The 23,276-nt window shown below is 40.7% G+C and carries 24 protein-coding genes; 22 read left to right on the plus strand and 2 right to left on the minus strand.

Annotation, left to right across the window (positions count from 1 at the left end):
- Positions 1-4: 4 nt before the first annotated feature.
- Positions 5-553 carry an NADPH-dependent FMN reductase gene (locus HMPREF9189_RS04445; protein WP_000039637.1) on the minus strand — a complete coding sequence of 183 codons (549 nt, stop codon included), beginning with the start codon at positions 551-553 and terminating at the stop codon, positions 5-7.
- Between the two features lie 249 nt (positions 554-802).
- On the opposite strand from HMPREF9189_RS04445, the gene HMPREF9189_RS04450 reads away from it, so the two are divergent.
- The 20 genes from HMPREF9189_RS04450 (at position 803) to HMPREF9189_RS0102040 (ending at position 17,777) form a co-directional block, all read left to right on the plus strand.
- Positions 803-1,279, plus strand: coding sequence for a DUF5590 domain-containing protein (locus HMPREF9189_RS04450; RefSeq protein ID WP_009755268.1), 477 nt, complete (start codon positions 803-805; stop codon positions 1,277-1,279).
- Between the two features lie 9 nt (positions 1,280-1,288).
- A complete protein-coding gene (locus tag HMPREF9189_RS04455) occupies positions 1,289-2,467 on the plus strand; it encodes a pyridoxal phosphate-dependent aminotransferase (protein WP_000777450.1) in 1,179 nt (392 codons plus the stop codon).
- 149 nt (positions 2,468-2,616) lie between these two features.
- Positions 2,617-3,963, plus strand: a complete 1,347-nt coding sequence (asnS, locus tag HMPREF9189_RS04460) for an asparagine--tRNA ligase (RefSeq protein ID WP_176601962.1) — start codon at positions 2,617-2,619, stop codon at positions 3,961-3,963.
- A gap of 125 nt (positions 3,964-4,088) precedes the next feature.
- A complete protein-coding gene (locus HMPREF9189_RS04465) occupies positions 4,089-5,294 on the plus strand; it encodes an MFS transporter (RefSeq protein WP_000476803.1) in 1,206 nt (401 codons plus the stop codon).
- 135 nt (positions 5,295-5,429) lie between these two features.
- Positions 5,430-5,720, plus strand: a complete 291-nt coding sequence (rpsF, locus tag HMPREF9189_RS04470) for a 30S ribosomal protein S6 (protein WP_001151776.1) — start codon at positions 5,430-5,432, stop codon at positions 5,718-5,720.
- 11 nt (positions 5,721-5,731) lie between these two features.
- The gene (gene ssbA, locus HMPREF9189_RS04475; protein ID WP_000609592.1) at positions 5,732-6,202 is read left to right on the plus strand and encodes a single-stranded DNA-binding protein SsbA; all 471 of its coding nucleotides are present in this window, start codon (positions 5,732-5,734) and stop codon (positions 6,200-6,202) included.
- Positions 6,203-6,233: 31 nt separating this feature from the next.
- Positions 6,234-6,473 (plus strand): 30S ribosomal protein S18, encoded by a 240-nt coding sequence (gene rpsR, locus HMPREF9189_RS04480; protein ID WP_000068664.1) that lies wholly within the window; start codon positions 6,234-6,236, stop codon positions 6,471-6,473.
- A gap of 345 nt (positions 6,474-6,818) precedes the next feature.
- The gene (locus HMPREF9189_RS04485; RefSeq protein ID WP_000450284.1) at positions 6,819-7,328 is read left to right on the plus strand and encodes a GNAT family N-acetyltransferase; all 510 of its coding nucleotides are present in this window, start codon (positions 6,819-6,821) and stop codon (positions 7,326-7,328) included.
- 430 nt (positions 7,329-7,758) lie between these two features.
- Complete coding sequence (wecB, locus tag HMPREF9189_RS04490; protein ID WP_000734444.1) at positions 7,759-8,913, plus strand: non-hydrolyzing UDP-N-acetylglucosamine 2-epimerase; 1,155 nt, start codon at positions 7,759-7,761, stop codon at positions 8,911-8,913.
- Between the two features lies 1 nt (position 8,914).
- Positions 8,915-9,694 (plus strand): hypothetical protein, encoded by a 780-nt coding sequence (locus HMPREF9189_RS04495; RefSeq protein WP_000800624.1) that lies wholly within the window; start codon positions 8,915-8,917, stop codon positions 9,692-9,694.
- Between the two features lie 142 nt (positions 9,695-9,836).
- Positions 9,837-11,147 carry a glycosyltransferase gene (locus HMPREF9189_RS04500; RefSeq protein ID WP_000625488.1) on the plus strand — a complete coding sequence of 437 codons (1,311 nt, stop codon included), beginning with the start codon at positions 9,837-9,839 and terminating at the stop codon, positions 11,145-11,147.
- Between the two features lie 8 nt (positions 11,148-11,155).
- Positions 11,156-12,259: a glycosyl hydrolase family 8 gene (locus tag HMPREF9189_RS04505; protein ID WP_000856188.1), complete on the plus strand. Its 1,104-nt coding sequence runs from the start codon at positions 11,156-11,158 to the stop codon at positions 12,257-12,259.
- Positions 12,260-12,383: 124 nt separating this feature from the next.
- Entirely contained in the window at positions 12,384-13,784 is a 1,401-nt protein-coding gene (locus tag HMPREF9189_RS04510; RefSeq protein WP_025168503.1) for a bifunctional Cof-type HAD-IIB family hydrolase/peptidylprolyl isomerase, read from the plus strand.
- A gap of 1 nt (position 13,785) precedes the next feature.
- On the plus strand, positions 13,786-14,145 hold the full coding sequence (locus HMPREF9189_RS04515; RefSeq protein ID WP_000689614.1) for a S1 RNA-binding domain-containing protein: 360 nt from the start codon (positions 13,786-13,788) through the stop codon (positions 14,143-14,145).
- A 53-nt stretch (positions 14,146-14,198) separates the two neighbouring features.
- Positions 14,199-14,948 (plus strand): tRNA1(Val) (adenine(37)-N6)-methyltransferase, encoded by a 750-nt coding sequence (locus HMPREF9189_RS04520; protein ID WP_000657022.1) that lies wholly within the window; start codon positions 14,199-14,201, stop codon positions 14,946-14,948.
- Positions 14,938-15,222 (plus strand): GIY-YIG nuclease family protein, encoded by a 285-nt coding sequence (locus HMPREF9189_RS04525; protein ID WP_000349618.1) that lies wholly within the window; start codon positions 14,938-14,940, stop codon positions 15,220-15,222. The genes HMPREF9189_RS04520 and HMPREF9189_RS04525 overlap by 11 nt, the downstream gene beginning before the upstream one ends.
- 85 nt (positions 15,223-15,307) lie before the next feature.
- Positions 15,308-16,243, plus strand: coding sequence for a manganese-dependent inorganic pyrophosphatase (locus HMPREF9189_RS04530; protein ID WP_000036063.1), 936 nt, complete (start codon positions 15,308-15,310; stop codon positions 16,241-16,243).
- Positions 16,244-16,328: 85 nt separating this feature from the next.
- Positions 16,329-16,841, plus strand: coding sequence for a YiiX/YebB-like N1pC/P60 family cysteine hydrolase (locus HMPREF9189_RS04535; RefSeq protein ID WP_000892232.1), 513 nt, complete (start codon positions 16,329-16,331; stop codon positions 16,839-16,841).
- Positions 16,825-17,475 (plus strand): DUF1803 domain-containing protein, encoded by a 651-nt coding sequence (locus tag HMPREF9189_RS04540; RefSeq protein WP_000614482.1) that lies wholly within the window; start codon positions 16,825-16,827, stop codon positions 17,473-17,475. Before HMPREF9189_RS04535 ends, HMPREF9189_RS04540 begins: the two co-directional genes overlap by 17 nt.
- A 101-nt stretch (positions 17,476-17,576) precedes the next feature.
- Entirely contained in the window at positions 17,577-17,777 is a 201-nt protein-coding gene (locus HMPREF9189_RS0102040; RefSeq protein WP_000051179.1) for a CsbD family protein, read from the plus strand.
- Positions 17,778-17,807: 30 nt separating this feature from the next.
- Here HMPREF9189_RS0102040 and HMPREF9189_RS04545 read toward each other — a convergent pair whose 3' ends face one another.
- Positions 17,808-19,253, minus strand: coding sequence for a UDP-N-acetylmuramoyl-L-alanyl-D-glutamate--L-lysine ligase (locus HMPREF9189_RS04545; RefSeq protein WP_000590268.1), 1,446 nt, complete (start codon positions 19,251-19,253; stop codon positions 17,808-17,810).
- 105 nt (positions 19,254-19,358) lie between these two features.
- On the opposite strand from HMPREF9189_RS04545, the gene HMPREF9189_RS04550 reads away from it, so the two are divergent.
- Positions 19,359-20,981, plus strand: coding sequence for a polysaccharide biosynthesis protein (locus HMPREF9189_RS04550; RefSeq protein ID WP_000064197.1), 1,623 nt, complete (start codon positions 19,359-19,361; stop codon positions 20,979-20,981).
- A gap of 201 nt (positions 20,982-21,182) precedes the next feature.
- Positions 21,183-23,141: a peptide ABC transporter substrate-binding protein gene (locus HMPREF9189_RS04555; RefSeq protein ID WP_000748549.1), complete on the plus strand. Its 1,959-nt coding sequence runs from the start codon at positions 21,183-21,185 to the stop codon at positions 23,139-23,141.
- The last annotated feature ends 135 nt before the right edge of the window (positions 23,142-23,276 follow it).

The raw sequence follows: 23,276 nt of genomic DNA on the forward strand, positions 1-23,276 counted from the left end.
TTGATTAGTTGATGGCTGCAAGAAGGTCATCAGCTTGTTTGGCAAGTGATGAAGCAGTTGTTTCTTCTAAGACCAATTTTCCGTCTGCCCAAGCAGAGTCATTGACACGTGCGGCAGTAAAGTCACCAACGACTTGTGTACGGATAAATGGCAAGAGGTCTTTATAAATCGCAAAGAGTTGTTCGTGACCGGCATTGGCTACTGATGAGACAGTAACAAACTTGTCTTGGAGGGCAGAAGCACCACGTGTATCCGTCAAGTCAAGGGCACGAGAGAGCCAGTCAAGCAAGTTTTTCACTGTTCCAGGGATAGAGAAGTTGTAGACAGGAGAGAAGATCCAGATAGCATCCGCAGCAAGGACTGCTTCACGAGCAGCAGCTACAGCTGGATGAGTTGGAACTTCCAAATCTTGGCTGAAGAGAGGAACAGCTGAGTAATCAAGATAGCTAACTTCCGCTTTTCCAGCAAGTGCTTTTTCAGCTTCGAGGGCCATTTGGTGGTTGAAAGAACCTTGGCGTAGTGAACCAACGATAAATAGTACTTTTTTAGACATGATGTGTCTCCTTTAGTTTAAAATTCAAAGAGCGAACCTTTTTTTGTTACTATCTATGTTACAACAAATAATACTAATTAGCAATAAATGTGCTCAGCTAAGTTTACTTGTTAGGGGTGGAAAACTTAGTTCTGAGAAAACAGTATTTGATAGACAGGCAAATATTGTATTTAATTTCAAAGGGAAAATAATCTCGGAATGTTCCTATCTTCACTTGTAATAAAAGAGGAGAGATGGTAAAATAGACGGGTGAAACTAAGACAGAAAAACGCAAAAAACAAGCTACTTTTACAGTATGGAATCGGCATTACTTTAGTATTACTAGTCATGACCACTTCATTCCTTTATCTGATCTCTCTCAGTATGAAGCCCTATCAGGATGCTAGGGTTGAGGGAGAAAAACTAGCCAAGCAGTATGCAGAATTGGAAAAGGCAGATCAGGTTGATTTTTTTAATGGTTCGGAAGCTTATTACAGTGTTCTGGGGCATAATAAAAAGCAAGAGGCCATTGCCGTACTGATTGAAAAGAATGAACATAAGATTTATGTTTATCAGCTAGATAAGGGGATTTCTCAAGACAAGGCGGCGACGATTTCGAGGGAAAAAGGTGCTAGCGACATTGACAAAGTCACCTTTGGTCGTTATCAGGACAAGCCGATTTGGGAAGTCAAGTCAGGAAACCAGTACTATCTGGTTGACTTTGAAACAGGAGCAGTGATCCAATAAGGAGGACATATGAAACTATCCAAACGTGTACTAGAAATGGAAGAAAGCGTCACTCTAGCTAGTGATGCAAGAGCCAAGGCATTAAAGGCTCAGGGAAAGGATGTTCTTTTCCTAACCTTGGGACAGCCTGATTTTCATACTCCTGAAAACATTCAAGATGCAGCGGTAGAAGCGATTCGAGATGGACGAGCTTCCTTTTATACAGTTGCATCAGGCCTACCAGAGTTAAAAGCGGCGGTTAATACCTATTTTGAACGCTACTATGGGTATTCCGTAGCGGCTAACGAGGTTACCTTTGCTACTGGTGCCAAGTTCTCCCTCTACACCTTCTTTATGGCTGTGGTCAATCCAGGTGATGAGGTCATCATCCCTACTCCTTACTGGGTCAGTTATGGGGATCAAGTCAAGATGGCAGAAGGAGTACCAGTCTTTGTCCGGGCCAAGGAAGACAATCACTTTAAAGTAACAGTAGAGCAGCTAGAAGCAGCTCGAACAGATAAGACCAAGGTCTTGGTTCTCAATTCGCCATCTAATCCGACCGGCATGATCTACTCTCGTGAGGAACTCTTGGCCATCGGAAATTGGGCTGTTGAACATGATGTCCTCATCCTAGCAGATGATATTTATGGTCGTTTGGTTTATAACGGGAACGAATTTGTTCCAATCTCTAGTCTGTCAGAAGCCATTCGCAAGCAAACCATCGTGATTAACGGTGTATCTAAGGCCTATGCCATGACTGGTTGGCGGGTAGGTTATGCTGTGGGAAATCCTGAAATTATAGCTGCTATGAGCAAACTAACAGGACAAACAACCTCTAACCTGACTGCCGTATCGCAATATGCTACCATTGAAGCTCTGACTGGATCACAAGACTCTGTTGAAACCATGCGCCAGGCTTTTGAGGAACGTTTGAACACTATTTACCCTCTCTTGTGCCAAGTACCAGGATTTGAAGTTGTCAAGCCCCAAGGAGCCTTCTACCTCTTCCCAAATGTTAAAAAAGCGATGGAGATGAAGGGTTATACCGATGTGACAGAGTTTACAACTGCTATTCTCGAAGAAGCCGGTCTTGCCTTGATTACAGGAGCTGGATTTGGAGCACCAGAAAATGTTCGTCTCAGCTATGCTACAGACTTGGATACTTTGAAAGAAGCTATTCGTCGCTTGCATCAATTTATGGAAAAATAAAACCTAGAATCTTCGCCTTTTTAGCGAAGATTTTTTGTATCGAAAATCTCGCGATTTTTCTCTAGTAGAACCTAGCTATCGCAGTCTATTTATGGTAAAATAGTGGGTAATGATGTCTTCGGACAAGTTAAACGAAAAAAGGAAGATAGATTATGACAAAACGTGTAACAATTATCGATGTAAAAGACTACGTTGGTCAAGAAGTGACCATCGGAGCCTGGGTTGCCAATAAATCAGGAAAAGGGAAAATTGCCTTCTTGCAATTGCGTGACGGAACAGCCTTTTTCCAAGGAGTCGCCTTCAAACCAAACTTTATTGAAAAATTTGGTGAAGAGGTAGGTCTTGAAAAATTTGAAACGATCAAACACTTGAGCCAAGAAACGTCTGTTTATGTGACAGGAATTGTGAAAGAAGACGAACGTTCTAAGTTTGGCTATGAGTTGGATATTACAGACATCGAAGTGATCGGTGAATCTCAAGATTATCCAATCACACCAAAAGAACACGGAACAGACTTTTTGATGGACAACCGTCACTTGTGGCTTCGTTCTCGCAAGCAAGTGGCTGTTATGCAAATCCGTAACGCTATCATTTATGCAACTTATGAGTTCTTTGACAAGAACGGTTTTATGAAGTTTGATAGCCCAATTCTTTCAGGAAACGCAGCAGAAGATTCAACTGAACTCTTTGAAACAGATTACTTCGGAACGCCAGCCTACTTGAGCCAATCAGGTCAGCTTTACTTAGAAGCAGGTGCTATGGCTCTTGGTCGTGTCTTTGACTTTGGTCCAGTATTCCGTGCGGAGAAATCAAAAACGCGTCGTCACTTGACTGAGTTTTGGATGATGGATGCTGAGTACTCCTACTTGACACATGATGAGTCACTTGACTTGCAAGAAGCTTATGTAAAAGCTTTGCTTCAAGGTGTATTGGACCGTGCTCCACAAGCCTTGGAAACATTGGAGCGTGATACAGAACTGTTGAAACGCTACATTGCAGAGCCATTCAAACGCATCACTTATGATGAAGCGATTGATCTCTTGCAAGAGCATGAAAACGATGAAGATGCTGACTACGAGCATTTGGAGCATGGAGATGACTTTGGTTCACCACACGAAACATGGATTTCAAACCACTTTGGTGTACCAACATTTGTCATGAACTACCCAGCAGCTATCAAGGCCTTCTACATGAAACCAGTTCCTGGAAATCCAGAGCGCGTGCTTTGTGCAGACTTGCTCGCACCAGAAGGTTACGGAGAAATCATCGGTGGATCTATGCGTGAGGAAGACTACGATGCCCTTGTCGCAAAAATGGATGAACTTGGCATGGATCGTACAGAGTACGAATTCTACCTTGATCTTCGTAAATACGGTACAGTTCCACACGGAGGATTTGGTATCGGTATCGAGCGTATGGTAACTTTCGCAGCAGGTACAAAACACATCCGTGAAGCTATTCCATTCCCACGTATGTTGCACCGTATCAAACCATAAAATAAATCAAAACGCCCTAGGGGCGTTTTTTCAAAGTAGAAGAAAGAAGAGGTGGAGAACATGTAAAGCACAGCTTAACAAGTGACAAACACAAAGATACAAATACACTTGTTAAAGGAGAAACTATGTTTAAACGAAATTATCGGAAGAATATCGGTCTCATGGCTGGTGTGGAATTTTTTGCCTTTCTGGGCATTACCAGCTTTTGGATTCTATTTCTCAGTCAAAACGGGATGTCGCTTTGGCAGATTGGCTTATTGGAAAGTATTTTTCATGCCACCAGTGTCATCTGTGAAATTCCCTCTGGAATGTTAGCTGACCGCTATTCCTATAAAACCAATCTATATTTAAGTCGAATAGCTGGAATCGCGTCGTCTATTCTCATGTTACTAGGACAAGGTAATTTTTGGATTTACGCACTCGCTATGGTGGTGAGTGCCTTGTCTTATAATTTTGATTCGGGGACGAGTGCAGCTATGGTTTATGATTCGGCCGTGGAGGCTGGATTAAAAGAGCGCTACTTGTCTATCTCCAGTTTTATGTCAGGAGTAGCAGAAGGAACTCGGTCTTTGGGGACTGTTTTAGCGGGATTTTTTGTCCATGGTCAATTGCACTTGACCTACTATATCATGATTGTTACTTCGATAATCGTTCTTTTCCTAACTTGGATGCTAAAAGAGCCTAGTGTTAAAGCACAAAAATCTGAGCGTCTGACAATGAAAAAAATAATCTGGACTGTCAAAGAGGAGTTGCGGAGAAACCCCAGTCTTTTTAGTTGGATGATTCTTTCCCAAATCATCGGGACACTGATGTGCATGTTTTATTTTTACTATCAAAATCAACTGCCTGACTTAGAAGGGTGGCAGATTTCGATAGTCATGCTGATCGGCAGTGTTTTGAATATCTGGGCAGTTTATCTAGCAAGTAAGATTGGAAAGAGGTATTCAGCCTTAAAACTCTTTCCAATTCTTGTACTCTTGACGGGAGGAACTTATTTGCTTTCCTATTTTGGTACGCCACTGATTTACATTTTGATTTATTGGCTCAGTAACGCCTTATATGCCCTCTTTCAGCCGATTTTTGATAATGATTTACAAAAGCGACTCCCAAGCGAGGTACGGGCAACCATGCTAAGTGTCTACTCTATGATGTTCAGCCTAAGTATGATCATCATTTTTCCTCTGACGGGATGGTTGATTGACTATCTAGGATTTGTAGTAGCCTTCCTTTACTTAGGGCTCGTTTTAGTGCTAGCCAGCTTTTTGCTATTTTTCATTTTGAAAGAGATGGCCAGAGCTTTGGAACTCAAAGAGGATGTTATTTCTAAGTAATAAAGTTATTTTTTCACTTTTATCTTTTTTACTTGCTATCTGTCAGTTTTTCTAGTATAATGGTTTATTGTGAGCGAACCTCACTTACCCCTTGCAAAGACCGGGGGTCATTAGACCAAAAGGAGGAACATATCAATGGCTAAATACGAAATTCTTTATATCATTCGTCCAAACATTGAAGAAGAAGCGAAAAACGCTTTGGTAGCACGTTTTGACTCTATCTTGACTGACAACGGTGCAACTGTTGTTGAATCAAAAGATTGGGAAAAACGTCGTCTTGCATACGAAATCCAAGATTTCCGTGAAGGACTTTACCACATCGTTAACGTTGAAGCAAACGATGACGTAGCTCTTAAAGAGTTTGACCGTCTTTCAAAAATCAACGCTGACATTCTTCGTCACATGATCGTCAAACTTGGCGCGTAAGAAGGTAGATTATGATTAACAATGTTGTACTTGTAGGGCGTATGACGCGTGACGCTGAGTTGCGTTATACCCCATCAAATGTAGCAGTTGCGACTTTTACTCTTGCAGTAAACCGTACATTTAAGAGTCAAAATGGCGAACGTGAGGCTGATTTTATCAATGTCGTTATGTGGCGTCAACAGGCTGAAAATCTTGCTAACTGGGCTAAAAAAGGCTCTCTTATCGGGATCACAGGTCGTATCCAGACTCGTAGTTACGATAACCAGCAAGGACAACGTGTTTACGTAACAGAAGTCGTGGCGGATAATTTCCAAATGTTGGAAAGCCGCGGAGTGCGCGAAGGACATTCAGGTGGAGCTTATTCTGCACCAACTGCTGGTCAATCAGCACCTGCAAACCCAGTACCAGACTTTTCACGTTCTGAAAATCCATTTGGAGCAACAAATCCATTGGACATTTCAGATGATGATTTACCATTCTAATGGACAATTAATACTATAAAGGAGAAAAAACATGGCTCAACAACGTCGTGGCGGATTCAAACGCCGTAAAAAAGTTGATTACATCGCAGCAAACAAAATTGAATATGTTGATTACAAAGATACTGAGCTTCTTAGCCGTTTCGTTTCAGAACGTGGGAAAATCCTTCCTCGTCGTGTAACAGGAACTTCAGCTAAAAACCAACGTAAAGTAACAACAGCTATCAAACGCGCTCGCGTAATGGCTTTGATGCCTTTCGTAAACGAAGATTAAAGAAAAGACCCATATGGGTCTTTTTTTCACGAGCATGGAAATGAGAGAGCGAGTTGAGATCCAGTGGACCTATTTTTCATGAGCTCGGAAACAAGAAAGCGAATTAAGACCCTTACGGGTCTTTTTTTACGAGCATGGAAATGAGAGAGCGAGTTGGGTCCAGGTAGACCTCTTTTTCATGAGTTTGAAAATAAGAAAGCGAATTAAGATTCTTACTGTGAACAATCAAAAGCATATATTTCTGGGCCTAGTAGGATTCTATTTTTAGTTTGCTAGGTCTTTCTTTTTCTTTTTATCTCTATTATCGTGCTATAATAGTGGAAGAAGGCTTTTAAGGAGTACCTTATGGAAACAACGTGTCTGATTAGAAAAATGCAAACATCTGATGTTAAAGAACTATCCCAAGGTTTTATCAATCAAGGTTGGCCGGGTAGAGAAGAAATTTTGGCTAGGTATTTTCTTGAACAAGAATGTAGGGAGAGAGAAGTCTTAGTTGCAGAGGTTGGGGGTTCTTTAGCGGGTTATATCACAATTTTGCCCTGCGCTAAGCAGGGGCCTTTTGCAGAAATCTATCCAGAACTCTCAGATTTCAATGTCTTTGAGCCCTTTCAAAATCAAGGTATTGGAAACCTCTTGATGGAAGAAGCGGAAAAACGAGTTAAGCTCATATCGGATAAGGTGACCCTTGGTGTTGGTCTCCATTCAGGGTATGGACCTGCCCAGAGATTGTACATCAAACGAGGCTATATTCCAGATGGGACGGGTATTTGGTATCAGAACCATCAACCGGCCATGAATGCGGTTTGTGAATATATCGGAGAATTGGTCTTGTATCTGTCGAAAAATTTGTTTTAAGACAGATTTTATAAGGTTTAACTTTAAAATAGCAAGAAGTCGTAAATCCCTTTTTCATTAGAGATGGATCTTTTCGTATTAGAAAAAGAGATACATTCTATGAAACGCTAAAATATAATTATCTGAATTATTAAGAAAAAATAAATATTTAGATAATGGTAAGTTTTAGAATGTTTTAAAAATACTTCGCTCAAAAAAATTTTAAGAAAACTTTAAGGTATAAGGTTTACAAGCTGTAAATTACGGCGTTACAGAAATATTACATTTTATTAAAATTAAATTAAATGCAATAATATACTTAGAAAAATTTGACATATAAATTAATTGACGGTAAAATAATTAAGATAATCAAATTAATTGATTTGCGCAACAATTCGATATAAAGATTAATCTGATGTGTCAAATTTTATTATAGTAGAAGGATACCATAATGAAGAAATTGAAAGTGATGGTTGTTTTTGGAACAAGACCAGAAGCTATTAAAATGGCCCCTTTAGTGTTGGAATTGCAAAAACATAGTGACAGTATTGAGACGATTACAGTTGTGACAGCTCAGCACCGTCAAATGCTAGATCAAGTTCTTGAAACGTTTAGCATCAAGCCGCATTATGACCTGGATATTATGGGGCAAAATCAATCCCTCTTAGATATTACTGGAAAAATTTTAGAAAAGTTTGATCCAGTTGTTAAGCAAGAACGTCCAGATATGATTCTTGTTCATGGAGATACAACAACAACTTTTGTAGCAAGTTTAGTTGCTTTCTATAATCAGGTACGTATCGGCCACGTTGAAGCTGGCCTAAGGACCTTTGATAAGTATTCTCCTTTCCCAGAAGAAATGAATCGTCAGATGACAGATAACCTAGCAGATCTCTATTTTGCTCCAACTAGTGAGAGTAAAGAAAATCTCCTCAAGGAAAATCATCCTGAGTCTGCTATTGTCATTACGGGAAATACAGCCATTGATGCCTTGAAACTAACCGTTCAATCGGATTACTATCATGAAGTTCTAGATCAATTGGATCCATATAAGAAACTTGTATTGGTAACCATGCACCGTCGTGAGAATCAAGGTCAACCAATGAGAAATGTCTTTACAGCTTTACGTGAGATGGTCGATCTTCATCAGGAAATTGAAGTTGTTTATCCTGTTCACCTTAGCCCTGCTGTGCAAGAAGCAGCAAACGATATCTTAGCTGGTCACGATCGTATTCACTTGATTGAGCCTTTAGATGTACTTGATTTTCATAATTTGGCTTCAAGAAGCTATTTTATCATGACTGACTCTGGCGGTGTCCAGGAAGAGGCGCCTTCTCTCGGCAGACCTGTTCTTGTCCTTCGTGACACGACGGAACGTCCAGAAGGAGTAAGAGCAGGTACTTTGAAGCTAGTTGGTACGGATCCAGTACGTGTGAAAGAAGCAATGACAGCTCTCTTAACAGATGAAACTCTTTATAGACAAATGTCTCAGGCACCGAATCCTTATGGAGATGGAAGAGCCTCTGAACGAATCGTCCAATCCATTCAACAGTACTTTGGTGCAGCGACTTCTGTATCTGAATTCAAAGGGGGGAAAATAAGATAAAATGAAAAATTGGAGTCAATTTAAAAACTGGCTTATGGCTTTGCTTGCTTGTGAGGTCATTCTTTTGGTGCTTTGTTTTTTGTATGCTCGAGCAATCATTTTAGAACAAATCTTGTTTTTAGCTTTAGCCTTGTTTGCAGTGTTGGTATTATCTGACCTTTTGCTTACTTGGACCCTTATCTTAACATTTGGGCTTGGACTTATCGTTTTGGTTGCGGGTGTGGTTTATATCCCAATCATTCAACTGGTCTTCTTATTAATCAGTTTTCCTCTTTTGATTGGGATTCTACTTAAGGTTCGTTATTATTTCTTCAAGGTGGCCTCAAAGGTACAAGAACAGGAGGACGCAGCTCGAGCAGATTACCATGCTATGGTAACTGAACAAAGTGATGTGACGGTTCAATCTCTATTGATTCATTGGGCGCATGAAGACTTGTTCTTCCAGATTAAACCGAAAGAACATAATCTGATGCTCAGTCGCATTCAAGAGGTAATTTCTCAGGAATTGAGTTACAACGATAAACTCTATTACGTTTCAGATGGGAATTTTCTTGTTTTATCTAATAGTAGTCAAGATTCTTTGAAGCAACTCTATTTGAATGGTTTGCAGGAGAAACTAGACAGTTTAGTTTTTCATGGAGAAGATGGAAACCAAGGAATTCAATTTCAAACAGGTTACTTGATGATTAACTCTGATAATAAAGATAAATATCAAGACTACTCGGATATTGCTAGTCATCTCAAACGTCAATTAGAGACAGATGTAATTGTAGAATATTAGGGGGGAAACATGACTCTAACCAATATATTTTTTGGCATTGCTTTGGGACTCAGTCTTACCTTTGGCATTTGTTTTGTCATATTATTTATTGCATACAGTATTCTTTACCATCGAGTGAACAAAAATTTTAAGGCGGTGAATCATGATTAGTCAAATGTTAATGATTTTTACCCTGCTTACTATTTGGATTTCTCTAGCTTGGGGCTTGGTAATTCTCTTTTCAGCAGTGCACTTTTGGTTTAAGCACAGTGATTTTCGTGTAGACACTTCGCCACTACCTTATTACCCTAAGGTTACCATTGTTGTTCCTGCTCATAATGAGGATGTGGTTATTGCCCAGACGGCAAAAGCTATCTTGGATATGAATTACCCTCACGATCGTGTGGAGTTGCTTCTATTTGCGGATAACTGTTCGGACAACACCTATGCAGAGTGTTTGTCTGTACAAGCTCTGCCTGAATATGCAGGAAGAAATCTGACTATTATCGACCGTACTGGTACGGGAGGAAAAGCAGGCGTTCTAAACGATGCTTTAGAGATGGCAACAGGTGAATACATCTGTGTCTATGATGCGGATGCCATGCCTGAAAAAAATGCCCTATATTTCCTTGTGAAAGAAGTGATGAAGGACCCAGAACGTCACGTGGCATCTTTCGGTCGCAACAAGACTCGAAACGCCAACCAAAATTTCTTGACACGTTGTATCAACCAAGAAATAGTTGTTACTCAGCGCGTGCACCACGTTGGGATGTGGCATCTCTTTAAAATTGGGCGTATCCCAGGAACCAACTTTATCATTCAAACCGACTTTGTAAAGAGTATCGGTGGTTGGAAAAATGGTGCCTTAACTGAGGATACCGATATTTCTTTTAAAATCATGCAGAGTGGTAAATTGATCGCCCTTGCTTATAACTCAGAGGCTTTCCAACAAGAACCTGAGACTTTAAAGAGTTACTATATGCAACGAAAACGTTGGGCTAAAGGAAACTACGAAGTTGTTCTCTCAAATTTTAAGCATTTATTTGGCAGAGCAAACTGGCGCGTTAAACTAGAAGTCTTTAACTATTCTTGTGTTTTCTTTTGGTTTAACTTTGCCATTGTCCTATCGGATTTGATTTTCCTAGCGAATGTGCTAGCGATCTGTCTTAATCTTTTCTTCCCAGATGTCAGAATTCCATTTGCTTTTGATGCGGATAATATCTACATCGCCCAGCTCATGCTCTTCAACTGGATTCTCATGATTGGTCTCTATTTGATGCAAATTATGACGGCATTAGCAAGTCAGTTTGGACAAGCGACGACAAAACAAATCTGGTTAGCCTTGGCAGCCTATTTCTCTTACGCACAGATGTTTATCGTTGTATCCATTGATTCCATTTCTTCAATCGTGCTGGACAAAGTACTCCGCCGAAAAGAAACCAAGTGGGTTAAAACCAAACGATTTGCAGGATAGGAGGTTCTATGAAAACGAATAAATTAAAATATGTCTGGTTTGTGCTCATCCTTTCTATCTTTTGTTTAACCTTGTTTTTGGCAAGAGGAAGGAGTAAAGTCGAGATGCGCAATCGAATTTACAGCCAATGGAGCCAACAGTTCCTTGTTACAAAAGACGATCAGTCTTATGTTCGTACGACGAGTGATTCGGGGGGAACAACAGTTCTATCTGAAGCCCAAAGTTACGGCATGCTCATAACGGTTTTAGCAGCCCAAAAAGGGCAAGCAACACAAGCAGATTTTGAGGGTCTTTATCGCTATTACCAAAATCATCGTATCGAGGGAACGCAGTTGATGTCTTGGAAGCAAGTGATCACAAATGGTAGCGAAACGGTTGAGAAGCAAAACGCAACTGATGGAGATCTCTACATCACTTATTCTTTGATTGAAGCTGCCAAGCAGTGGCCAGATAAGGCGCAGGAATACCAAGAGCAAGCTAAAAAAATCTTAGAAGATATTCTTCGATACAATTACAATGAAGAGACAGGTGTTTTAACAGTAGGAAACTGGGCAAACAAGGATTCCAATTATTATTACTTGATGCGGACGTCTGATACTCTTCCTCACTATTTCCAGTCTTTCTACGACCTGACTGGAAACAAACAGTGGTTAGATGTTAAGGATAAGATGCTTGGTCAACTGGAGCAAATCAGTTCTCATTCTGATACGGGTCTCTTGCCAGACTTTATCTGGGCTGAGAAGTCTGGGGCACGACTTGTTGATGCCAACACTATCGAATCTCAATATGATGGGGCTTATTCTTATAATGCTTGTCGTTTGCCTTATCACTTGTCTCAAAGTCAAGATGAAAGAAGTCAAAAAGTCGTTCAAAAGATGATGAATTTCTTTATGAAAGAACAGCGCATTTATGCTGGATATGACTTGAATGGATCTGCCCTCAATCAATACCAGGCAGGTAGTTTCTTGGCTCCAATTACCTATGCTTCTGATAAGGGAGAAGGTTATCTGAAACTTCTTCAACAAAATAAATACATTTTCACACAAGATTTACCTATAGAGAGCTACTATGATGCAACGATGATTACCATGATTGCTCTGGAGTTGTTCTAGGATGAAAAGAGAGGGCTAGTTTTACTGGCTCTCTTTTTGATAGGATTTTCATCTTTTTTCAAAAAAGGAATTTCATCAGCTTTATGGTATAATGGAAAGAGTAATGGAAAAAAGAGGTAGAGAGATGGATGCGAAATTAAAATACAAGGCAAAGAAGATTAAAATCATCTTTTTTGATATCGATGATACCTTGCGTACGTCAAAGACAGGTTTTATTCCAGCTACAATTCCCACTGTCTTTAAACAGTTGCGGGAGAAAGGAATTTTAACAGGAATCGCCTCTGGGCGTGGCATTTTTGGTGTTGTTCCAGAGATTCGTGAGCTCAAGCCGGACTTTTTTGTAACCCTAAATGGGGCCTATATTGAAGATAAAAAAAGTCAGGTCATTTATCAGCATCAGATTGACAAGTCAGATGTTGAGGAGTATATCTCTTGGACTAAGCGAGAAGGGATTGAGTACGGCTTGGTTGGCAGTCATGACGCCAAACTCTCCACTCGAACAGAACTGATCAGTGAGGCAATTGATCCGATTTATCCGAACTTGGGTGTGGATCCTGATTTTCATGAAAAAGCAGATATATACCAGATGTGGACCTTTGAAGATAAAGGAGATGGCTTGCACTTACCAGAGTCTTTATCAGATAAACTTCGCATGGTGCGTTGGCATGAACATTCATCTGATATCGTGCCGATTTCAGGATCCAAAGCAACTGGTGTAGCCAAGGTTGTAGAACATCTAGGCTTGAAACCAGAAAATGTTATGGTCTTTGGGGATGGTCTCAATGACTTGGAACTCTTTGATTATGCTGGAATCAGCGTTGCTATGGGTGTTTCCCATGATAAAATCAAAGAAAAAGCAGATTATATTACAAAAACAGTAGAAGAAGATGGCATTTTTGATGCCTTAGAAGGATTTGGTATGGTAGAAAAAGAATTGCATTTTCCACAAGTAGAAATTGAAACAGTAGAAGGTCCGTTGGCGACTATTAAGACAAATCACGGAGACTTACGTATCAAGCTCTTCCCTGAGCAATCTCCCAAAACAGTAGCCAACTTTGTTGCTCTGTCAAAAGACGGTTACTATGATGGTGTGATTTTCCACCGCATTATCAAGGACTTTATGATCCAAGGTGGAGACCCAACTGGTACTGGTATGGGCGGAGAGTCCATTTATGGTCAAGCTTTTGAAGATGAATTTTCAGAAGAACTTTACAATATCCGTGGTGCTCTTTCTATGGCCAATGCTGGTCCAAATACCAATGGTAGCCAGTTCTTTATCGTCCAAAATCAACACTTGCCATACTCTAAGAAAGAGATTGCGCGTGGTGGTTGGCCAGAACCAATCGCTGAGATTTATGCAGAGCAAGGCGGAACTCCTCACCTTGATCGCCGCCATACTGTTTTTGGGCAATTGGTCGATGCAGAATCTTTTGCTGTCTTAGATACCATTGCTGCTGTTGAGACTGGTGCAATGGACAAACCAGTTGAAGATGTAGTAATTGAAACGATTGAAATTGAGGACTAGGATGAAAATTGGTGATAAGCTAAACGGGCGTATTACAGGAATTCAGCCCTATGGTGCTTTTGTCGAGTTAGAGACAGGGGTGACAGGGCTGATTCACATCTCGGAGATTCGGACGGGATTTATTGAGAATATCTATGACATTTTAAAAATTGGTGATGAAGTTCAAGTACAGGTGGTGGATTTTGACGAATACACTGGAAAAGCCAGTCTTTCTATCCGTACTTTGGAGGAAGAAAAACATCAATTGCCAAGACGGAGACGTTTTTCAAATGATCGTATCAAGCATGGTTTTGCGCCACTTGCTCGAATGATGCCTGTTTGGACGCGTGAAGGATTGGAGCATTTAAAAAAGAAGCCGTAAATACGATTATCTAAATCATTTGTGATATTAACATAATTTGATATAATGAAAGTATGAAAGAAGAACAATTATTAAAATCAGGAGAGCGAATCAACCAGCTCTTTTCGACAGATATCAAGATCATTCAAAATAGAGAAGTGTTTAGCTATTCGGTGGATAGTGTTCTCTTGTCACGCTTTCCTCGCTTTCCTAAAAATGGCTTAATTGTGGACTTTTGTGCTGGAAATGGTGCAGTTGGACTTTTTGCAAGTAGTCGTACCAAGGCCAAAATTCTCTCTGTGGAGATTCAGGAGCGCTTGGCGGATATGGCAGAGCGTTCGGTTCGGTTGAATGGATTGGAAGAGCAGATGCAGGTTATTTGCGATGATTTGAAAAATATGCCTGCACGCATTCAGGGAAGCAGGGTGGATATGATCTTGTGTAATCCGCCTTATTTCAAGGTGGATCCGCATTCCAATCTCAATGAGAGTGAACACTACCTTCTGGCCAGACACGAAATTACGACTAACCTGAAAGAAATTTGCCGAAGCGCTCAGAGTATTCTCAAGTCTAATGGCCGTTTGGCTATGGTTCATCGTCCAGATCGGCTTTTGGATATCTTAGATATGCTTCAGCGCCATAATTTAGCTCCTAAGCGCCTGCAATTTGTTTATCCTAAACGAGAAAAGGAAGCAAATATGCTTTTAATCGAAGCTATCAAGGATGGATCGACGAGTGGCTTCAAGGTCTTGCCACCGCTCATTGTTCACAATGATGATGGTTCCTATACGTCAGAAATTCAAGAGATTTACTATGGATCATAAGGCATATATGTATGTGGTGGAGTGCTGTGACGGTTCTTACTATACTGGTTACACGACAGATGTGAAGAAACGCCTTGCCGTTCATAATAGTGGTAAGGGGGCCAAGTATACCCGAGCTCGCTTGCCAGTCAAACTCATCTATGTAGAGGGTTTTGTTAGCAAGGAAGAAGCCATGTCAGCAGAGGCTCTTCTCAAACGAAAGAAACGTCCACAGAAAGAACGATTTCTATCCGAAAATCAAGAGAAAAATCTAGTTAACGATATTGATGTCTAATGAGGAGTCCTTTGACTCCTCTTACTTTTGTCAAAAGAAGAAAAAAGTGCTAAAATAAGATGAATAAATTTAAAGAGGTATTATCATGTCTAAGATTCTAGTATTTGGTCACCAAAATCCAGACTCAGATGCCATCGGGTCATCTGTAGCCTTTGCTTATCTTGCAAAAGAGGCTTATGGATTGGACACAGAAGCAGTAGCACTTGGAACTCCAAACGAAGAAACAGCCTATGTATTGAACTATTTTGGTGTAGAAGCACCACGTGTCATCACATCAGCTAAAGCAGAAGGTGCAGAGCAAGTTATCTTGACTGACCACAATGAATTCCAACAGTCTGTATCAGATATCGCTGAAGTAGAAGTTTATGGTGTTGTGGACCACCACCGTGTGGCTAACTTTGAAACTGCAAGCCCACTCTACATGCGTTTGGAACCAGTTGGATCGGCGTCTTCTATCGTTTACCGCATGTTCAAAGAGCATGGTGTAGCAGTTCCTAAAGAAATCGCAGGATTGATGCTTTCAGGTTTGATTTCAGATACCCTTCTTTTGAAATCACCAACAACTCACCCGTCTGATAAAGTCATTGCTCCAGAATTGGCTGACTTGGCAGGCGTGAACTTGGAAGAGTACGGTCTTGCTATGCTCAAGGCTGGTACAAACTTGGCAAGCAAATCTGCTGAAGAATTAATTGACATCGATGCTAAGACTTTTGAACTCAACGGAAATAAGGTTCGTGTTGCTCAGGTTAACACAGTTGATATTGCTGAAGTCTTGGAACGCCAAGCTGAAATCGAAGCAGCAATGCAAGCGGCTAATGCAGCAAACGGCTACTCTGACTTTGTCTTGATGATTACAGACATCGTCAACTCAAACTCAGAAATCCTTGCTCTTGGATCAAACATGGACAAGGTCGAAGCAGCCTTCAACTTTACACTTGAAAATAACCACGCTTTCCTTCCAGGAGCCGTTTCACGTAAGAAACAAGTGGTGCCTCAGTTGACAGAAAGCTTTAATGGGTAATAGTCGGAGTGATAATTAAAATGAGGAAACGTTAGTTTCCTTATAGCTAAAGGGGTTTCGGCTCCTTTTTTTCTAGGAGAGAAAGATGTTAGAAAATGGTGACTTGATTTTTGTGAAGGATCTTTCAGATATGGGGCAGGCTATCCAAGCTTCCACCGGGAACTATAGTCATGTAGCTATCTTTTTAGACGGTTTGATCTATCATGCTAGTGGGCAAGCAGGTGTTATTTGTCAAGAACCAGTAGAATTTTTTGAACCGACTCATCTCTATGACCTTTATGTCTATCCAGAGCTGGAAGCTGACTTGGTAAAGGAAAGAGCTTGCAAACATTTAGGTGCACCCTATAATGCCTCTTTTTATCCAGATGAGTCTGGCTTTTACTGCTCCCAGTATATTGCGGAAATTCTCCCTATTTTTGAGACCATTCCGATGAAATTTGGGGATGGGGAACAGGAGATTAGTGATTTTTGGAGGGATTATTACCAGAAACTCGAACTTCCTGTGCCTCTGAACCAGCCGGGGACCAATCCCAGTCAGTTGGCAGCATCTCCTCTTTTAGAATGTAAAGAAAGGAATCTTCATGATTCAGATTTTTAATCCCTCCCGTTTGACTCGACAGCCGTTTTTTATAGATTTGGTGGACTATCTGGACCAGCATGATGATGTAATCCTCCGGGAAATCAAGGCTCAGTTTCCAGATGTAGCAGTCGATAAACTCATGGAAGAGTATATTAAGGCAGGCTTGATCTTACGGGAGAATAAGCGCTATTATCTTAACCTTCCTTTTTTAGAGTCGCTAGACTCACTAGAGCTTGACCAAGAGATTTTTGCTCGAGAGGACAGTCCAGTCTATCAAGCCTTGCTGGAGAAGACTTTTGAGACAGAATTGCGCAATCAAACCAATGCAGCCATTTTAGTCGAATCTACGGATTTTGCAAGAGAAAAGATGACCCTGTCGAATTATTTCTACAAGGTCAAGAATCATTATCCTTTGACACAAAAACAGCAGGAACTATATGCCATTTTAGGAGATGTCAATCCTGAGTATGCTCTCAAGTATATGACGACGTTTTTACTCAAGTTCCTCAAAAAGGACCAGCTCATGCAGAAACGCCGTGATATCTTTGTGGATAGTTTGGTCGTCCTAGGCTATGTTGTGCAAAACGAAGAAGGGAAGTATGAGTTGGCTGTTGATTTTGACAAGGAACGGTTGACTTTCTATTTACCTTAATGGCTTCATTTTGAGCTGATTGTTTGACTTTGCTAAAGAATAAGCATAAACTGAATGTAAGCGATAACGTTTATCGTATTAAAAGCAAAGGAGACAGAGCTATGTCACTTGAAAATAAATTGGATCAAGCAACTGGTGCTATCAAAGAAGGATTTGGTAAAGTTACTGGCGATAGCAAGACAGAAGCAGAAGGCACTGTAGAAAAAACAGTTGCGAAAGCAAAAGAAGTTGTTGAAGATGCTAAAGGCGCTGTAGAAGGTGCCGTTGAAGGTCTTAAAAACTCATTTAAGAAAGAAGACTAAAAAAATCAAGGGAATGGTTCCCTTGATTTTTTATAGATAACGTTCCGCGATGGCTGCATCTCCAGGATAGTCTTCTTTCTTTCCTTGTACGATCTGGTAACAATCAGCTCCCTTACCAGCAATAATTACGGCATCGAGTTCTTGATTTGTGATGGCCATGGCCGCCTTGATGGCTTCTTCACGATCGGCAATCTTTTCAACAGGATGACTGATATAGCTACTGATTTCTTCAGCAATGGCCATTGGATCTTCATAGTTGGGGTCATCAGCGGTGAGAAAGACTTGAATCTCAGGATGTTGATTGAGGAGGAGACCAAAGTCTTTGCGACGACTTTCACCCTTGTTTCCAGTCGAACCGAGAACCAGAGCGATCTTTCCAGTTTGATGAGTTTCAACAACAGAAATCAGTTTTTTAAGACTATCGCCATTGTGGGCATAGTCGATGAAGACTTTGGCTCCATTTTTCTGAGTCAGGACTTCCATACGTCCAGGAACGCGGGTTGCAGCGATTCCCTTTTTGATATTTTCAAGACTAGCTCCTAGACGGAGGCAGGCAAGTCCTGCAGCAACGGCATTTTCTTGGTTAAAGTGGCCAATGAGTTGAATATCATAATCACCAGCGAGTTTACCTGTAGCTGAAAAGCTAAAGGCTTTGGAGTTATCGATTTGATTGCTTGACTGGCTACCATAGAAGTCATGTTCTTGATGTTCCACTTGTTCTTTCAGTACAGAAAAGTGATCCATGTCGCTATTAATGACAACTGCTCGGCTATTTTTCATCAAGAGACGTTTGTGGTAGAAGTAATCTTCAAAGCTAGGATGCTCAATCGGTCCGATATGGTCAGGAGTGATGTTGAGAAAGACACCTACATCAAAGGTCAGGCCATAGACTCGATGAACAAGATAGGCTTGGCTAGAGACTTCCATTACAAGATGGGTTCGACCATTCTTAACAGCCTGGGCCATCATGTCGAAAAGATCGATGTTTTCAGGTGTTGAGAAGGAAGATTTAAAGAAGGTCTTGCCATCTAGAGTTGTATTCATAGTTGACAAGAGAGCTGTTGGGTAGCGTTGAGATAGGATGTGGTAAGCAAAGTAAGCAGATGTTGTCTTTCCTTTTGTCCCTGTGAAAGCAAGAATTTTTAGTTTCTCTTGCGGATTACCATAAAATTCCATGGCAATCAAACTCATGGCTTTCTTGATATCGTTCACAACGATGACGGGGATACCGACCTCGTAGTCCTTTTCTGCGACGTACCAGGCTAAGCCCTGACTTATAGCAGAAAGAAGGTATTCTTTTTTAAAGGCAGCGCCTTTTGCAAAAAAAAGAGTGCCTTCTTTTACTTTTCGGCTGTCGTAACTGATGCTATCAAAAACAACTTCGTTGTAGTTGTAGTGGTAGTGTCCTTGGTCGATAATCTCGCGGAAGAGATCATCTTTCTTTAATATATCTAATACGGTTTCAATCTTTATCATACTTTCTATTGTAAACCGAAAGTCTGAATTTTACAAGTAACAAGGAAAAGTTTATAATGGAAGATGAGGAAAATTTCCTAGTTATCAAAATTGAATGAGGAAGCTATGTCTAACGAAAACAATCACCAGCAAGCCCAGATGTTGCGAGGGACTGCTTGGCTAACAGCTAGTAACTTTATTAGTCGCCTCCTTGGGGCTATCTACATTATTCCCTGGTATATCTGGATGGGAACCTATGCAGCCAAGGCAAATGGTCTCTTTACCATGGGCTACAATATTTACGCCTGGTTCTTGCTGATTTCGACGGCGGGTATCCCAGTTGCGGTCGCCAAACAAGTGGCTAAGTACAATACCATGCGAGAAGAAGAGCACAGCTTTGCCTTGATTCGGAGTTTCCTAAGCTTTATGACGGGCTTGGGTCTAGTCTTTGCCTTAGTCTTGTATCTCTTTTCTCCTTGGCTAGCAGATTTGTCAGGTGTGGGGAAAGACCTGATTCCCATCATGCAGAGTTTGGCTTGGGCAGTCTTGATTTTCCCATCTATGAGTGTTATCCGAGGCTTCTTCCAAGGGATGAACAACCTGAAACCCTATGCTATGAGCCAAATCGCCGAGCAGGTAATTCGTGTTATCTGGATGTTGCTAGCGACCTTCTTCATTATGAAGATGGGGTCTGGTGACTACTTATCAGCCGTTACCCAATCGACCTTTGCGGCCTTTGTGGGGATGGTGGCAAGTTTTGCAGTTTTGATTTACTTCCTTGCCCAAGAAGGTTTGCTTAAGAAAGTCTTTGAAACACGGGATAAGATCAATAGTAAGCGACTTTTGGTTGATACCATCAAGGAAGCCATTCCCTTTATCCTGACGGGATCAGCCATCCAGCTCTTCCAGATTTTAGACCAGATGACCTTTATCAATAGTATGAAGTGGTTTACCAACTACAGCGATGAAGACTTGGTTGTTATGTTTTCTTATTTCTCTGCCAATCCGAATAAAATTACCATGATTTTAATCTCTGTGGGAGTTTCAATTGGGAGTGTTGGTTTGCCGCTGTTGACGGAGAACTATGTAAAAGGCGACTTGCGGGCAGCGGCTCGCTTAGTCCAAGATAGCCTTACCATGCTCTTCTTATTTTTACTACCTGCAACAGTTGGAGTGGTCATGGTAGGGGAGCCTCTTTATACAGTCTTTTACGGTAAGCCAGATAGTCTGGCCATGGGCTTATTTGTCTTTGCAGTTTTGCAGTCTACTATCCTAGGTTTGTATATGGTCTTGTCCCCTATGCTTCAGGCCATGTTCCGAAATCGCAAGGCAGTGCTTTATTTTGTCTATGGTTCTATTGCTAAGATCGTCTTGCAATTGCCAACCATTGCCATTTTTCACAGCTACGGTCCCTTGATCTCAACGACTATCGGCTTGATTATTCCGAATGTCTTGATGTACCGAGACATCTGCCAGGTAACGGGTGCTCGTCGAAAGATAATCTTGAAACGGACTATTTTGATCACCATCTTGACTCTTGTCATGTTTATCCTAGTTGGCTTCTTGCAGTGGCTACTCGGTTTTGTCTTCCAACCAAGTGGACGTTTCTGGAGTTTCCTTTATGTGGCTCTCATCGGAGGGTTTGGAGGATGTCTCTATGGTTTGATGAGCCTACGAACACGACTCTTAGACAAGATAATAGGTAAAGCCCAAGCGGACCGACTACGGACACGATTGAAAATATCGTAAGAAGATTTATAAATAAAAGCAATGAATTAACCTTTCTTTAATAGAAAGGTTTTTATAGTACATTTTTCTTAAAAAAGGAGAACTTTTTCTAAAATTAAGAGTAGAAAAATATGTTTTTTAAGTTTTTCTTCAGAAATTACTTGACTAAATAAAACCAAAGCTGTATAATAAGACAAAACTTTTAAACAGGAGGTTCTGGAGATGAAAAAGTCTAAGGCCAAGTATCTGACACTTGCAAGTGTCGTGTTAAGCGCAGGTATCTTACTGAGCGCATGTGGAAACTCAACTAGTTCTTCTAAAACATATAACTATGTTTATTCGAGCGATCCATCTAGTTTGAACTATCTTGCAGAAAACCGTGCAACAACCAACGACATCGTTACTAATTTGGTAGATGGATTGATGGAAAATGACCAATACGGTAACTATGTTCCATCGTTGGCAGAGGATTGGACTGTTTCTCAGGACGGTTTGACCTATACTTACAAATTGCGTAAGGATGCAAAATGGTATACCTATGAGGGTGAAGAATACGCCCCTGTAACGGCGCAAGATTTTGTCACTGGGTTGAAATATGCTGCTGATAAAAAATCCGAAGCCTTGTACCTGGTTCAAGACTCTGTAGCAGGTTTGGATGACTATATCAACGGGAAAACAACTGACTTTTCAACTGTCGGTGTTAAGGCGATTGACGACCAAACAGTTCAGTATACTTTGACACGTCCAGAACCTTATTGGAATTCTAAAACAACTTCAACCATTCTCTTCCCTGTCAATGCAGACTTCCTGAAATCAAAAGGGGATGATTTTGGTAAGGTAGATCCTTCTAGCATTTTGTACAGTGGACCTTTCTTGATGAAATCGTTTGTTTCAAAATCTGTTATCGAATACAAGAAGAATCCAAATTACTGGGATGCTAAAAATGTCTTTGTGGATGATGTGAAATTGACTTACTATGATGGTAGTGACCAAGATGCCCTAGCTCGTAACTTTGTAGAAGGAGTCTACAGCTACGCGCGTCTCTATCCAAATAGCTCAAGCTTTGAAGGAATTAAAGAGAAGAACAAGGATAACATCATCTATAGTATGCAAAACGCAACTTCTTATTACTTGAACTTCAACTTGGACAGAAAATCTTATAACTTCACGTCTAAAACATCAGATATCGAAAAGAAATCAACTCAAGAAGCAGTTCTGAATAAAAACTTCCGTCAAGCCTTCAACTATGCTTATAACCGTACAGCCTATGGAGCACAATCTCAAGGGGAAGAAGGAGCAACAAAGATTATTCGTAACTTGGTTGTACCTCCAACATTTGTAAGTATCAACGGAAAAGACTTTGGCGATGTTGTTTCAGAAAAGATGGTCAACTATGGCCAAGAATGGCAAGGAATCAACTTTGCAGATGCGCAAGACCCATACTACAATCCTGACAAGGCTAAAGCTAAATTTGCAGAAGCTAAGAAAGAATTGGAAGCTAAGGGTGTACAATTCCCAATCCACTTGGATGTATCTGTAGACCAATCAGCTAAAAAAGGTGTACTTGAAGCAAGTTCTTTGAAACAATCCATCGAATCTGTTCTAGGAGCTGAGAATGTGGTTATCGATATCCAACAATTATCAACAGATGACTACGATAATTCTAGCTACCTCGCTCAAACGGCAGCTCAAAAAGACTTTGATATCTATAATGGCGGTTGGAGTGCTGACTACTTGGATCCATCAAGCTATCTAGATATCCTAAATGTCAATAACGGTGGTATGTTGCAAAACCTTGGTCTAGAACCAGGTGAGGTCAATGACAAGGCTAAGGCAGTTGGTCTGGATACTTACACTCAAATGTTAGAAGAAGCGAACAAGGAGCAAGACCCAGCAAAACGTTATGAAAAATATGCTGAAATTCAAGCTTGGCTCGTTGATAGCGCCCTTGCAATTCCAAACGTTTCCCAAGGTGGAACACCTGGCTTGAGAAAGACAGTTCCATTCTCAGCGCCATTCTCACAAGCTGGAAATAAGGGTGTCGAATCATACAAGTATCTCAAGTTACAAGATAAGACTGTAACGGCTGATGAGTATGAAAAAGCTAAAGAAAAATGGCTAAAAGAAAAAGAAGAATCAAATAAGAAAGCCCAAGAAGAACTGGCAAAACACGTTAAATAACCAGTCTATTCAACAGGATAAACGATAGTTTCTTAGGAAACTATCGTTTTTATATAGTTTGAAACTATAACTAGCTCTTGAAAACAAGAAAATGAGTTGGCGAAAATAAATGATACAATAGTTACTATAGATTTG

The sequence above is a fragment of the Streptococcus sp. oral taxon 071 str. 73H25AP genome (assembly GCF_000146755.1).
Lineage (GTDB): Bacteria > Bacillota > Bacilli > Lactobacillales > Streptococcaceae > Streptococcus > Streptococcus oralis_T.

Excerpts from the sequence above, each read along its gene's own strand:
- HMPREF9189_RS04445 (WP_000039637.1), bottom strand. The coding sequence starts at position 553 with ATGTCTAAAAAAGTACTATTTATCGTTGGTTCACTACGCCAAGGTTCT.
- HMPREF9189_RS04455 (WP_000777450.1), top strand. The coding sequence starts at position 1,289 with ATGAAACTATCCAAACGTGTACTAGAAATGGAAGAAAGCGTCACTCTA.
- HMPREF9189_RS04465 (WP_000476803.1), top strand. The coding sequence starts at position 4,089 with ATGTTTAAACGAAATTATCGGAAGAATATCGGTCTCATGGCTGGTGTG.
- rpsF (WP_001151776.1), top strand. The coding sequence starts at position 5,430 with ATGGCTAAATACGAAATTCTTTATATCATTCGTCCAAACATTGAAGAA.
- ssbA (WP_000609592.1), top strand. The coding sequence starts at position 5,732 with ATGATTAACAATGTTGTACTTGTAGGGCGTATGACGCGTGACGCTGAG.
- rpsR (WP_000068664.1), top strand. The coding sequence starts at position 6,234 with ATGGCTCAACAACGTCGTGGCGGATTCAAACGCCGTAAAAAAGTTGAT.
- HMPREF9189_RS04485 (WP_000450284.1), top strand. The coding sequence starts at position 6,819 with ATGGAAACAACGTGTCTGATTAGAAAAATGCAAACATCTGATGTTAAA.
- wecB (WP_000734444.1), top strand. The coding sequence starts at position 7,759 with ATGAAGAAATTGAAAGTGATGGTTGTTTTTGGAACAAGACCAGAAGCT.
- HMPREF9189_RS04495 (WP_000800624.1), top strand. The coding sequence starts at position 8,915 with ATGAAAAATTGGAGTCAATTTAAAAACTGGCTTATGGCTTTGCTTGCT.
- HMPREF9189_RS04500 (WP_000625488.1), top strand. The coding sequence starts at position 9,837 with ATGATTAGTCAAATGTTAATGATTTTTACCCTGCTTACTATTTGGATT.
- HMPREF9189_RS04505 (WP_000856188.1), top strand. The coding sequence starts at position 11,156 with ATGAAAACGAATAAATTAAAATATGTCTGGTTTGTGCTCATCCTTTCT.
- HMPREF9189_RS04510 (WP_025168503.1), top strand. The coding sequence starts at position 12,384 with ATGGATGCGAAATTAAAATACAAGGCAAAGAAGATTAAAATCATCTTT.
- HMPREF9189_RS04515 (WP_000689614.1), top strand. The coding sequence starts at position 13,786 with ATGAAAATTGGTGATAAGCTAAACGGGCGTATTACAGGAATTCAGCCC.
- HMPREF9189_RS04520 (WP_000657022.1), top strand. The coding sequence starts at position 14,199 with ATGAAAGAAGAACAATTATTAAAATCAGGAGAGCGAATCAACCAGCTC.
- HMPREF9189_RS04525 (WP_000349618.1), top strand. The coding sequence starts at position 14,938 with ATGGATCATAAGGCATATATGTATGTGGTGGAGTGCTGTGACGGTTCT.
- HMPREF9189_RS04530 (WP_000036063.1), top strand. The coding sequence starts at position 15,308 with ATGTCTAAGATTCTAGTATTTGGTCACCAAAATCCAGACTCAGATGCC.
- HMPREF9189_RS04535 (WP_000892232.1), top strand. The coding sequence starts at position 16,329 with ATGTTAGAAAATGGTGACTTGATTTTTGTGAAGGATCTTTCAGATATG.
- HMPREF9189_RS04540 (WP_000614482.1), top strand. The coding sequence starts at position 16,825 with ATGATTCAGATTTTTAATCCCTCCCGTTTGACTCGACAGCCGTTTTTT.
- HMPREF9189_RS0102040 (WP_000051179.1), top strand. The coding sequence starts at position 17,577 with ATGTCACTTGAAAATAAATTGGATCAAGCAACTGGTGCTATCAAAGAA.
- HMPREF9189_RS04545 (WP_000590268.1), bottom strand. The coding sequence starts at position 19,253 with ATGATAAAGATTGAAACCGTATTAGATATATTAAAGAAAGATGATCTC.
- HMPREF9189_RS04550 (WP_000064197.1), top strand. The coding sequence starts at position 19,359 with ATGTCTAACGAAAACAATCACCAGCAAGCCCAGATGTTGCGAGGGACT.
- HMPREF9189_RS04555 (WP_000748549.1), top strand. The coding sequence starts at position 21,183 with ATGAAAAAGTCTAAGGCCAAGTATCTGACACTTGCAAGTGTCGTGTTA.